We start from the raw sequence: 12,598 nt of genomic DNA on the forward strand, positions 1-12,598 counted from the left end.
AGTAGCGAGAACGAGAGTTGAACTCGTGACCTCCGGGTTATGAATCCGACGCTCTAACCAACTGAGCTACCTCGCCAGGTTTTGTAAGCGGACAATACTTACGGGTTTATTAGTAGCGAGAACGAGAGTTGAACTCGTGACCTCCGGGTTATGAATCCGACGCTCTAACCAACTGAGCTACCTCGCCATTTCGGAGTGCAAATATGGGGTGTATGCTCCTAAAGTGCAAATCCTATAGAAGTAATTTTCGTAAAAAAATGTAAAGGAGAGAGTAAGTCTTTATTATTGAATGAAATAAAAAGCCTAGTTTTTTAATGTATAATTCAAAATTTAATTTTAAATCCCCATCATAAACCATCATTTCATGAAGGGTAGAACGTTTTTTACTTCATTTCTTTTGAAACCATTAAAGGTTTTTTTTGTCGATTTTGATAGATTATATCCAGTGACCATTTCCCTCCTCCATTGATCAAAAGAAAAATACTACCTAATAACATTGCCCAATCCGTTCTACTTGCATGCATCATACTCCAAAAGCCATCGTTGTTTAAAATGATAAATTTGGTAGTGAGAATTGCGGTGATCATAATAATAGTGGTGACTAAGCTACTAAGACGAGTAAATAATCCAAGAAGAAGTAACACACCACATATAATTTCCGATGTACCAACAAATGAACCTAAAAACTCAGGATATGGAAGTCCAATTTTTTCAAAGCGACCTGCACCTCTTATAGCGGGATATAAAAATTTTTGAATTCCTTCTGAAAGAAAAACAACTCCCAGCATGATGCGGATTAATATAAATGATGGATTGGAAGTCGTTTGATTGAATTTCGATAACATTTCGGATGTATTTAAATAATTGATTTTAAGAAATAGCAAAAATACATTAGCAAGTTTAGTAATGAATGGTCTATTTGAAAATTAAATAGAATTTAAAGCGGTAGATTTGAGTTTTTAAATCTTCTTATTTTTTCTATTTTTGCAAGCATGTTGCAAAAATACTTTTTAACCATCTCATTTCTTTTAATTTCTTTAATAATTTCAGCTCAAAATAATAACTACAACGGGGTTGTAATCGATTCAGAATCAAGGACTCCATTAGAAGGGGTTTCAATTAAAGATGTTGAAAATGAGGAAATACTAGCCTTGACGGATAAAGGCGGTAAATTTAGTTTTACAAGACAAAAGAAAAGCCTAGTCTTGAATTTCCACTTTTTAGGTTTCGATGAAAAAGAAGTGAAAGTGAGTGTAGGAAAAAAAATAATCATCTCATTAGAACCCTCTCTACAGGAGTTAGATGAGGTAGATGTACATAGTCACGGTCATGATGAGTTGTCTCTTTCCGGACTTAATACTACAAGTGTAAGTTCATATGATTTAGAGGTACAAAGAGCGACAACAATTTCTGAAACCCTTTCAAAAACAGCAGGTGTTTCTTATATCAGTACAGGTGTGGGTATTTCTAAACCTACAGTGAGAGGAATGGCAGGGTCAAGAGTTGTTGTGAGTGTGGACGGTGTGAAACTTGAAGACCAACAATGGGGTATGGATCATGGTTTGTCTGTTGGGCAATCAACGGTAGATGAAGTAGAAATTGCCAAAGGTGCTGCAACCTTAAAATATGGATCAGATGGACTTGGAGGCGTAATTAGAATGAAATCACCTGAACCTCTTGGTGAAGATAAAGTTGAAGGAAGTGCTATTTTAAATTACAAAAGTAATAATGATTATTTCGGTGGAGAGTTTAAAGTCAATGCACAAAAGAATAAAGTTTTTTATCAACTTTCTGGAGGATATGAAGACTTTGGCAATTACCAAGTTCCAGCAACACGATTCGATTATTTAGGAGGAATCTACCAAATAACGAATGGTTTCTTAGCAAATACAGGAGGTAATATTGGCTCTATTAAAGGAACAGTTGGTTTCAGTGGTAAAAAATGGGTGACAAGCGTATCTTATAGTATGTTTGATCAAATGGTGGGCCTATTCCCAGGTGCAACAGGTATACCAACGCAATCATGGATTGATAGCTTTGGAAATGCAAGGAACCCTGAAATTCCAAGACAAGAAATCATCCATCAGATGGTTACTATAAATTCTCATGTGGATACATGGGGAGGTGTACTTTGGATGGATTTAGGTTATCAAAACAATGATAGGAGAGAGCTTTCAGACCCGACTCGTCACGGAAGACCTTTAGGTGACGATGGTTTTACAGCGAATGGATTAGATCTTCAAACCGTTTCAACGAACATTCATTTTGACAAAGAAAATAAGAAGAAAAAATGGGAGGTAGGTGTCGCTTATGAACTTCAAGAAAATACAAGAAGTGGCTATGACTTTCTAATACCAGATTACCTTCAAAATACGTTTGGTGCTTACGGTATCGTAGGTTATAAATTAGGATCAAATTTAGATTTAATTGGTGGTGTAAGATTTGATTATATTTCTTTTGCATCAGAACAATTTACAGATACATTCTTCAAGGATCCTCCCGGTAGTGATAATCCTTGGGTAAGAGCAGAAGCTATCAACAAAGACTATTTTAACTTTGCAGGGTCTTTTGGTTTACAATGGACGATGTTTAAGGTAATCAATGCCAATACCAATGTAGCCAAGACGTTTAGAGCACCAACGGCAAACGAGTTAGCGGCAAATGGTGTGCATCACGGTACTTTCAGGCATGAACAAGGAGATCCGAATCTAAACCCTGAAGAAGGGTATCAGTGGGATATTAACCTTTCTTATTCTTCTAAAAAGTTAAATGTTTCTTTTAGCCCTTATTTTAACTATTATACAAATTATATCTACTTAGCCGCTAGTGGAGATGCGTCAACACTTCCAGATGCAGGGCAAATTTATCGTTATACTGAAAGTGCAGGTTATTTCTTTGGTCATGAGTTTATGTTGGATTGGGAAATTTCTCCATCATTTAAATTTTCAAATGCAACCGAATATGTATATGCTGTAAATACTGATTTAAATAGATCCTTTCCATTCATACCGCCATTAGCGACCTTAAATGAAATTACTTATACTGCGAATATCAATCATAGCTTCTTCTCAAAACCTTTTGTAGCTTTCAATGCTGAATTAGTTCAAGCCCAAAATAGGGTAGACAGAAACGAGAAAAGAACGGAAGGATATGCTGCATTTGGTTTCAAAATGGGGACAGGTTTTTCAATCAATAATGTTTATGGTAATTTATTATTTAAAATAGATAATTTGACCGACAATGTTTATATGAGGCATCTTTCTCGATACAGAATTTTGAACATACCAGAACCTGGTAGGAACTTCTCTGTAAGTCTTAGTGCTTGGTTTTAATCATGAATTATTTTGACTATATTGTATGAGTCAAATTATCAAAGTATTTCAGAAATAATCTTGACCCAAAGTTGAAGCTTTGGGTTTTGTTTTGTCTAAAAAATACATTCTTGGAATCAAACTATACTTACCTATGAAAAAAATTACGCTAACATTTCTATTTTCTTTACTGACCTCTTTTCTCTTCGCTCAAGATCAAGGAATTGAATTTTTTGAAGGTTCATGGAAAGACGCAAAAATTGAAGCAAAAAAGACAAATAAATATATTTTTGTTGATGCCTATACGACCTGGTGTGGCCCTTGTAAATACCTTAAAAAGAATGTTTTTACAGATAAGAATGTTGGGGAGTTTTACAATGCTCAATACATTTCTGTAGCTATTGATATGGAAAAGGGAGAAGGAATTGAATTTGCAAAAAAGGTTGAAGTAAAGGCATTTCCAACCTTGTTGTATTTTAATCCTGAAGGTGAATTAGTACACAAGATGGTGGGAGCAGCTGAGCCAAAAGACTTTATTCGGTATGGAGCGGATGCTTTAGATCCTTCGAAACAGTTTTATACTTTAGAGCGAAAGGTTAAATCTACCCCTAATCCATCCAAAGAAGAGTTAAGAAGTTATTTACAATTAGCTTATGCTGCAGCCTCATCAGAAAAAACGTTACTGGATAAGTGGTTAGCAATGTTAAAGGAGGAAGATTTTAATGATAAAGAGAATTTAAAATTAATTGCTCATGCCACTTCAGTTGCAGAAGTTTCTGATGAAGTAGTGAAAGTTTTTCGGAAAAATGAAGAGAAGATCATGTCTCAGTTTGATAATTTCACTGCAAAGGATATGTATCAAGAAATAGCAAGTAATACGCTTTATGATATTCAAGAAACTGCGTCATTATCCGAATGGAATTCAGAGAAAAATCGATTGGTTAAAGCCTTAGGTAATGAAAATGTAGAAGAGGTTTTTCCCTCATTAGATGCAGTGTTTTATATCTCTAAAAAAGATTGGCAAAATGCTAGTTTAAGTATTGATAAAGTGATCATGATTTATGAACAAGCAAATGATCCTTATTTGTCTCAGCGATTAAATACCTATGCATGGGAATTTTTTAAATCGAAAGTTGGGGAGAAATATTTGAAAAAAGCACTGACTTGGGCCAATCGATCTGTAGAATTAAAGGAAGGGTATGCTAATTTGGATACTCAAGCACACTTATTTTATAAGTTGAAAAAGTATGATCAAGCAAAATTCTCAGCTGAAAAATCTATTGAATATGCAAAAGGGAATGGACAAAATTACACCTCAACCCAACAATTATTAGATAGGATTAATGCGATGTTGTAGGTGTTACTATAATAAAAACTCATGATGAATTTACAAAGCTCATTGGTACTGAAGATATCAGTATCAATGAGTTTTTTTGTATGATATTTTTGAGAGGGAAAGTCTGAAAAGAAATATGAATAAGGTCTTATTGAATTTAATAATGGGTTTTGTAATTAAAGTATAGAGTTAGAGTAGCAAATTTATATTTTTTGTGGGTGTTAATGTTTTATTGCAGAATAAAATTTGGTTTTTATGAAACAGGGCTCCACTTTTTATTTTATTTTTACGGCAATTAAAGCAGCAATGGAAAGCTGACTACTATTCATTAGTATGCCTATTTTAACAAACTATTTTACGTTCTCTAAAAAAGTAAGAAATGAAAAAAACTATTCTAACACTAATTATTAGTGTTATTGCTCTCACAACAAATGCACAAGGGATTAACTTTTTTGAAGGCAGCTGGGAGCAAGCTAAAGCGGAAGCTAAAAGAACCAATAAACTAATTTTTGTAGATGCTTATACTACATGGTGTGGTCCGTGCAAGATGTTGAAAAGAGATGTTTTTCCTAAAAAAGAAGTGGGAGATCTATACAATGAAAATTTTATCTCAGTGGCACTGGACATGGAAAGCTCTAGAGGGATGGACTTTAAAAACGAATTTACAATTACCTCTTACCCAACATTAATGTATTTTTTGCCTGATGGTAAGTTAGTTTACAGAAAATCAGGAGCTCCTAATCTCAAAAGATTTATTGATCAGAGTAAAAAAGTGGTGAATTTATCAGAGGAAATTATTACGCTGAAAAGTGAGTTGAAAAAGACAAATTACTCAAAGGAACTTCTGACAAAATATGTATCTCTAGTTTACAAAGGAAATTCTTCAGATGAGGAAATGCTTAACCTATGGTTTTCGAAATTGGACGAGTCGGACTTTAAAGAAAAGAATGTTTTAGGGGCTATCGGACATGTGGCATCTCAACAAAGTATTACTTCAAAATATGTGTTGATGTTTTCTAACCTAGAAGACTATTACTTACAATCTCATAGCGTTAATGAGGTTGATAAAATATACAATTCAATTGTCTCGAATACCTTGTATCCATTATTTAGAAGAGGATCAACGAGTGATTGGGAGGCACAAAAGAGTGTCATAGAAAAAATGTTAGGCAAAGATAAGGCAGAGTATTATTATTTGTCACTTGATGTTCAGTATTACCTTAGCAGGGAAAATTGGAAAACGGCGTCCTACAGTGCCGACAAATTTATTGCTCTTTGTGAAGTTAAAAACAAAAGAAAAGTATTTATTGAATTAAATAAATTTGCTTGGAGTTTTTACAGGGCAGATGTCAGTAAAAAGTATCTAAATAAAGCATTACTTTGGGCTAATAGGTCGGTAGAACTTCAAGAGCAAGCTTTTAATTTAGACACTCAAGCGAACATACTCTATAAGCTAAAAATGTACGAAGAGGCCAAGGTTGCGGCAGAAAAGTCTATTGAGTTAGCTAAAAGTAGAGGAAGGAATCCTACTGGCACTCAAAAGCTTTTAGATAAAATTACTAAATCAATTTAGATTTAATAGAGCGCCTTAGTACTTAAAAAAATAGCCTTGCAGTATTCATAACTACAAGGCTATTTTTTTAATCTATATTGATCAATTAGTTACGAACACCATGCGCTTTTGACTCATAAAGTCCTGAAGTGGTCATTTCAACAAACTCCACTTCACCTTTCATTTGATCAATAGCAGTAGCACCCTGATAAGTCATGCCAGACGCTAAACCACCTAAATATTTTTTGATGATAGGCTCTACTGGTCCTTTATAAGGAACTAGCGTTTTTTCACCTTCAACAGAAATTACTTCTCTTGATTTTTTATTATCTTTTTTCAACTTACTGATCGCAGCATCAAAAGAAGCCATACCTCTGTAAGTTTTGAATTTTCCTTCAGTTGTTGTAATCAATTCACCAGGAGCTTCATCAGTACCTGAAACTATCGAACCAACCATTACGTTATCAGCACCAACACCAATTGCTTTTACTACATCGCCAGGTTGTTTGATACCACCGTCAGCACAAATCGGAATACGGTTACCTACCGCTTGGTACACATCGTCAATTGCAGTTAATTGAGGTACACCAGAACCTGTCATGATGCGAGTTGTACACATTGAACCAGGACCGATACCGACTTTTAAAGCATCAGCACCCCATTCTAAGAAATCTACCGCAGCATCTCTAGTGGCAATATTACCGACCATTACGTCAATTTGAGGGTAGTTTTTCTTAATGAAAAGCAATGTTTCCTTTGTCATTTCAGAGTGACCATGTGCAATGTCAAGAACGATAATGTCAACTTTTGCTTCAGCAAGAGCAGCTAATCTCTCCTCATAATCTTTAATTCCTAAAGCGGCAGCACAAAGTAAATTTTCACCTTTCACTTTTCTTACTTCGTCAGCTTGTTCCTCAATCGTTAAGAAGCGGTGAAGTACACCTAAACCACCTAATCTACCGACTGCAATGCACATTTCGCTTTCACATACTGTGTCCATATTTGCAATTAAAACAGGTATGTCAATAGTATGATTTTTAGTGACTTTAGTCTTAAAGCTAACATCTCTTCTAGATTTGATTTTATTGTATTTTGGTACGATTAATACGTCATCAAAACTATATGCTTTTCTGATTTTCATAATGGAAGATTCTACTCTGGTTTTACATTCACAAAACATACAAATATACGGAATCGATTTATTTTATGACGAAACTCGAATCGCTTTTTTTGTGAAGAAAACATAATGTTATGAAGGGAGTTATAGAGAATAATTTCAATTTGAATGAATGCTTACTAACTTTGCATTCTCAAAATTTTCTGGAAAAAATACTATGATAAAAGTTACATTAATAACAGGCTTCTTAGGAGCAGGGAAAACAACATTTTTAAATAATCTAATTCAAAAATATCCTGATACAAAATTTGCCATTATCGAGAATGAATTTGGTGAAGTAGGGATCGATGGTTGTTTAGTGGTGGATACTGAACAAGATGTTTTTGAATTGTCGAATGGATGTATTTGCTGTAGTTTAAATGGTGAACTAAGAGAGGTCCTGAGAAATTTACTTAAGTCAGGTAAAGAAATAGACCATCTGTTGGTAGAAACAACGGGCATAGCAGAACCTTCATCAATCGCAGCAGCCTTTGTAGGAGATCCTGCGATTTCAAATTTATTTGAGTTAAATGCCTGTATTTGTATCGCTGATACTCTAAACTTCGAACAGTCATTAAAAGATCATGAAGTAGCTTCAAAACAAATTGCTTTCAGTGATTACATTGTTTTATCGAAATGCGACCTTTCAACAGAGGAACAAGTAAAGAAAATGGCTTTCTACCTGAAACTCATGAATCCTTTAGCTTTGGTTGAGAAAAATTACAATGGAGAAGTTATTGAAAAAGATATTCTAAATCTTAATTCTTTTAATGTAGACAAGGTAGAAGAAAGAGCTAGTTTTATTGGCGGTGCTCATGAACATGCCCATGGAGAGGTGGTTTCTCATGCGTTTACTTTTGAAGGAGAAGTTGATCCTGTAAAATTGGAAATGTGGGTATCAATATTATTTCAATTACAGTTTGAGGTGATTTTCAGATTTAAGGGTATTTTTAATATCAAAGGAGAGGAAAATAGGGTAGTTATCCAAGGAGTTCGAAATGAATCAAAAGTTAATATAGGTTCTCCTTGGAAAGAAGGAGAGAAGCGTGAGAATAAGATGGTGATTATTGGTAAAGGTATCAAAAGAGCACCGATTGAGAAGAAAATCAAGTCTTTACTACGCTAAATCTGTAAATTCTTGTTAAGCATACAATACCTTTTGAAAAAATATTGGCATTGAAATAATTAATTATTACTTTTGCACACCCGAATTATGTTCGGGGATTGAAATTTTTGATTATTTCAAAATTTATTTTTAAAAATGGCATTAAAGCATTACGAAGTAGTCTTCATCGTGACACCAGTGTTGTCCGATTCCGAAACCACGGAGGCTATTGCTAAATTCGAAAGTCATCTGAAAGAGGCAGGTGCAGACGTGTACTCATCAGAGGACATGGGACTTAAAAAGTTGGCGTACCCAATTGCAAAGAAAACTTCTGGGCACTACCACTTGTTTGAATTCAAAGCAGATCCTTCGATCATCGCTAAATTCGAATTAGAATTAAAGCGTGACGAAAACATCTTACGTTTCTTAACTGTGTCTTTAGACAAGCACGGTGTTAACTTCAACGAAAGAAGAAGAAACGGCGAATGGACAAAAAAATCTGAAACTGAAGAAAAAACAGCATAATGAGTCTCCAAAACGAACCTCTACACAGAAAGCAAGAGCGTACTAAAAAGTACTGCCGCTTCACAAAGTACGGTGTGAAATACATCGACTATAAGGATCCTGAATTCTTATTAAAATTCTTAAACGAGCAAGGTAAAATTTTACCTCGTCGTCTTACTGGTAACTCGCAAAAGTTCCAAAAGAAAATTGCTACATCAGTTAAGCGTGCTCGTCAATTAGCTCTTCTACCTTACGTAGCAGACGGTTTAAAGTAATCTTAATTAGATATTAAAAAATTTTTCTAAAATGGAAGTAATTTTAAAAACAGATATCAAAGGTTTAGGTTACAAAAACGATATTGTAAACGTTAAGCCTGGATACGGTAGAAACTACTTGATCCCTCAAAACTTTGCTAAATTAGCTACTGCAGCTAACATCAGCATGAGAAATGAAGAGATCAAGCAAGCAGCTCACAAACTTGAAAAAGTGAAGCAAGATGCTGAAGATTTAGCTGCTAAAATTGGTGAATTGACACTTTCTCTTACTGCTAAAGCTGGTGAGAGTGGTAAAATATTCGGTGCAGTAACACCTTTACAGGTGGCTGACGCTTTAAAAGAGCAAGGTTTTGATATTGACCGTAAGCGTATCGGTTTCTCTTCTGAGATCCGTATGTTAGGGGAGTACAAAGCTGTCCTTGATCTTCATAAAGAAGTTCAGCACGAAATTACATTAGAAGTAGTTTCTGCATAATTAAAGTTTAAGAATTTACTGCCGTTAGGCAGCAATCTTATCACTTTGAGTTTTTTCCTTAAAAGGCTTTTCTAATTTCGATTAGGAAAGCCTTTTTTGGTGGTTTAGAAAAAAATGTAGTAATATTAAAGTTTGCAATTAATTTCTCATTTTAAATTTGAAGTATTGGGGCTAACTACTGAAAAACAATTTATAACTTTTTCTCCTAGTACTTATATATTATTAGAATCATATGTTAATTAAAAATGATGCTGACTTAGCAGGAATGAAAAAAGTCAGTGAAGCAGTAGCAGAGACTTTAAGACAAATGGTAGAGTTTACTGCTGTTGGTAAGTCTACAAAAGAGATTGATGACTTCGGTGCTGAAATTCTTAAAAAATATGGAGCGAAGTCAGCTCCTTATGAAACGTATAAGTTTCCAGGTTTTACGTGTATTGGTATAAATGAAGTGGCTGCTCATGGTATCCCCTCTGAAGACGTAATCATTAAAGAAGGAGATTTAATTAACATCGATGTATCAGCAGAATTGGATGGCTATTGGGCTGATAATGGTAAATCATTTATAGTAGGGCAAGACACACAAGGATTACAATCTTTAGTGGATGCCTCGACGGAAATTCTGAAAGATGTCATTTACAGAATCAAGAAAGGAGTGAAGGTTTCTGAAGTAGGTAGAATTATTGAATCGGAGTCTAGAAAGAGAGGGTTTAAAGTCATCAAAAATTTAGCAGGGCATGGAGTTGGGAAAAGTCTTCATGAAGCTCCAGACGATATTTTAAACTATCAAGTGAAAACAAATAAAAACCGTTTCAAAGCAAATACTACCGTAGCCATTGAAACTTTTATTTCAACACAATCTAACCTTGCAGTTGAAAGAGGTGATGATGGTTGGACACTCGTAGGTAATAGAGGTGGTTTTGTAGCACAACATGAACATACTATATTAATTACCGAAGATAAACCCGAAATTTTGACCGAAATGAATGGAGTATTTTAATACTCCATTTATCTTCAACCTAGAAACTATACTCCCATTATCATAACCACCAAAAACTACACATAAAAATGAGAATAAAAGAAACTATTCTGATCCTGTTACTAGGTTTGTTAATTTCATGTGCCCAAAAAAACAAGGAAGTAAAGAAAGCTTCAATACTAACTGAAAACCCTACCAAAAATGTACTCTTGTATAAAGATATTCAATGGGGAAAATTAAACCCAGCGAGAGGTGATAATAGCCCTTTAGCAGCAACACTTTGGGGAGATAGAAATGCAGAGGTTCCTACAGGCTTCTTAGCAAAGTTTAAAGACGGTTTTTCATCTCCTCCACATATCCATAATGTAACGTATAGAGCAGTGGTCATCAAAGGAATGATTCATAATGATGATCCTAAAGCAGAATTTATGTGGATGAAACCAGGGAGTTTTTGGACACAACCTGTTGGAGAGCCACATATCACAGCGGCGAAAGGAAATGTAAACATAGCGTTGGTGGAAATCGATAAAGGGCCTTATTTAGTCAAGCCATTGAGTGAAGCAAAATCAACCTATGAACGACCTATAAATATAGACTACACTAACGTTGTATGGTTAGGTTATGATCAAACCAATTGGATATCTAAGAACAGCAAAGCATTAATGAGTTTTTTATGGGAGAAGAAAGAGGGTAAATCTTTTGGTTGTTTTATAAAATTGCCCCCTAGAGCTAAAATAAAGCTAATGTCTATGGGAGAGGTATTTCATTCGGTAGTGATAAAGGGTGAAGTAAACTATTTAATTAAAAATAAAATGGAAACCCTAGTAGCAGGAAGCTACTTTACTTCACAATTGAATACATTCCATCAATTAGAAAATAAAAAAGATAAAGAGGTTGTACTTTATATTAAGACCAATGATAAGATGTTTATAGAGGGGATTTGAAACATGTAGGTTAGTTTTGATCATTAATAAGATTGAATAACTCGAAACTATCTCTTTTTATGGTCTAATTTTGTTCTAACTTAATTTTCCATTGATATAAATGACAAAACCATGATTGAATTAGTGCATCATTTACCACAGTTAGATCAGAAATTAATAGAATTGTTATCTAGCTTGACAAAAGAGGAATGGACTAAACAGACTATAGCGAAGAAATGGAAAGTGAAAGATGTAGTGGCACATTTGTTAGATGGTAATATTAGAACCTTATCAGGCTTAAGGGATGGACATAAATCGGAAGCTTCTCCAATTAACTCTTATCAAGATCTCTTAGACTTTTTAAATCAACTCAATGCAGATTGGGTACAAGCAATGCAACGTGTTAGTCCTCAGTTTTTAATTGAATTACTAAAATTTACAGGGGAACCTTTTTATAAGTATTACGCTTCTATTGATCCTAATGGAAAAGCGGAGTACTCAGTTGCTTGGGCTGGTGAGAATGAAAGTAAAAACTGGATGCATATTGCAAGGGAATACACTGAAAAGTTTTTACATCAGCAACAAATCCGTGATGCTGTAGGAAAACAAGGTATTATAACGCAGGAGTTTTACATTCCTTTTTTAGATACTTGTATGTTTGCATTACCTTTTACATTAAGAGAGACAACCACTGAGGAAGGAAACATTTTACAGTTTACTGTCATTGGGGAGGTGAAAGGAGAGTGGTTTGTCAGATATGATGGGAAGGTTTGGGAGCTGTCAAAAAAACTTCCAGAAGGAAACATCATTTCTACAATAACTATTGATGCTGACGCTTCATGGAAGTTATTTTCAAAGAGCTTGAGAGCAGATGATTTAAGAGATAAAATTACAGTGGAAGGTGATAAGGAAATAGCAGAAGTAGCCTTAGGAATGGTTTCATTTATGGCGTAGTACTTTTTAAATTTTATACATAAAAAAGCCG

Annotated in this window: 12 protein-coding genes and 2 tRNA genes; 10 read left to right on the forward strand and 4 right to left on the reverse strand. The window is 34.5% G+C overall.

Going from position 1 to position 12,598, the window contains the following annotated elements; all coding sequences use genetic code 11:
* Positions 1-2: 2 nt before the first annotated feature.
* The 3 genes from IC221_RS21230 to IC221_RS21240 all read right to left on the reverse strand — a co-directional run bounded on the left by IC221_RS21230 (position 3) and on the right by IC221_RS21240 (position 845).
* Positions 3-76 (reverse strand) — tRNA-Met (locus IC221_RS21230).
* A gap of 37 nt (positions 77-113) precedes the next feature.
* A tRNA-Met gene (locus tag IC221_RS21235) sits at positions 114-187 on the reverse strand.
* Positions 188-383: 196 nt separating this feature from the next.
* Complete coding sequence (locus tag IC221_RS21240) at positions 384-845, reverse strand: DoxX family protein (RefSeq protein WP_188170886.1); 462 nt, start codon at positions 843-845, stop codon at positions 384-386.
* A gap of 147 nt (positions 846-992) precedes the next feature.
* On the opposite strand from IC221_RS21240, the gene IC221_RS21245 reads away from it, so the two are divergent.
* From IC221_RS21245 to IC221_RS21255, 3 genes are all read left to right on the forward strand, one after another.
* A complete protein-coding gene (locus IC221_RS21245; protein WP_188170887.1) occupies positions 993-3,332 on the forward strand; it encodes a TonB-dependent receptor in 2,340 nt (779 codons plus the stop codon).
* 133 nt (positions 3,333-3,465) lie between these two features.
* A complete protein-coding gene (locus IC221_RS21250) occupies positions 3,466-4,668 on the forward strand; it encodes a thioredoxin family protein (protein WP_188170888.1) in 1,203 nt (400 codons plus the stop codon).
* A gap of 358 nt (positions 4,669-5,026) precedes the next feature.
* A complete protein-coding gene (locus IC221_RS21255; RefSeq protein ID WP_188170889.1) occupies positions 5,027-6,220 on the forward strand; it encodes a thioredoxin family protein in 1,194 nt (397 codons plus the stop codon).
* Positions 6,221-6,305: 85 nt separating this feature from the next.
* Here the strand turns inward: IC221_RS21255 and IC221_RS21260 are convergent, their stop codons facing one another.
* Positions 6,306-7,340 (reverse strand): guanosine monophosphate reductase, encoded by a 1,035-nt coding sequence (locus tag IC221_RS21260; protein WP_188170890.1) that lies wholly within the window; start codon positions 7,338-7,340, stop codon positions 6,306-6,308.
* 193 nt (positions 7,341-7,533) lie between these two features.
* On the opposite strand from IC221_RS21260, the gene IC221_RS21265 reads away from it, so the two are divergent.
* The 7 genes from IC221_RS21265 (at position 7,534) to IC221_RS21295 (ending at position 12,567) form a co-directional block, all read left to right on the forward strand.
* Positions 7,534-8,481, forward strand: a complete 948-nt coding sequence (locus tag IC221_RS21265; RefSeq protein WP_188170891.1) for a GTP-binding protein — start codon at positions 7,534-7,536, stop codon at positions 8,479-8,481.
* 135 nt (positions 8,482-8,616) lie between these two features.
* Positions 8,617-8,985: a 30S ribosomal protein S6 gene (gene rpsF / locus IC221_RS21270; RefSeq protein ID WP_188170892.1), complete on the forward strand. Its 369-nt coding sequence runs from the start codon at positions 8,617-8,619 to the stop codon at positions 8,983-8,985.
* Positions 8,985-9,239, forward strand: a complete 255-nt coding sequence (rpsR, locus tag IC221_RS21275) for a 30S ribosomal protein S18 (protein ID WP_169659400.1) — start codon at positions 8,985-8,987, stop codon at positions 9,237-9,239. Before rpsF ends, rpsR begins: the two co-directional genes overlap by 1 nt.
* Positions 9,240-9,270: 31 nt before the next feature.
* Complete coding sequence (gene rplI, locus IC221_RS21280) at positions 9,271-9,714, forward strand: 50S ribosomal protein L9 (protein ID WP_188170893.1); 444 nt, start codon at positions 9,271-9,273, stop codon at positions 9,712-9,714.
* A gap of 232 nt (positions 9,715-9,946) precedes the next feature.
* Positions 9,947-10,711 (forward strand): type I methionyl aminopeptidase, encoded by a 765-nt coding sequence (gene map, locus IC221_RS21285; protein WP_188170894.1) that lies wholly within the window; start codon positions 9,947-9,949, stop codon positions 10,709-10,711.
* 68 nt (positions 10,712-10,779) lie between these two features.
* The gene (locus tag IC221_RS21290; protein WP_188170895.1) at positions 10,780-11,634 is read left to right on the forward strand and encodes a DUF4437 domain-containing protein; all 855 of its coding nucleotides are present in this window, start codon (positions 10,780-10,782) and stop codon (positions 11,632-11,634) included.
* A gap of 111 nt (positions 11,635-11,745) precedes the next feature.
* Positions 11,746-12,567 (forward strand): maleylpyruvate isomerase N-terminal domain-containing protein, encoded by an 822-nt coding sequence (locus IC221_RS21295; protein WP_188170896.1) that lies wholly within the window; start codon positions 11,746-11,748, stop codon positions 12,565-12,567.
* The last annotated feature ends 31 nt before the right edge of the window (positions 12,568-12,598 follow it).

It is taken from the genome of Flammeovirga sp. EKP202, assembly GCF_014534745.1.
Taxonomy (GTDB): Bacteria; Bacteroidota; Bacteroidia; order Cytophagales; family Flammeovirgaceae; genus Flammeovirga.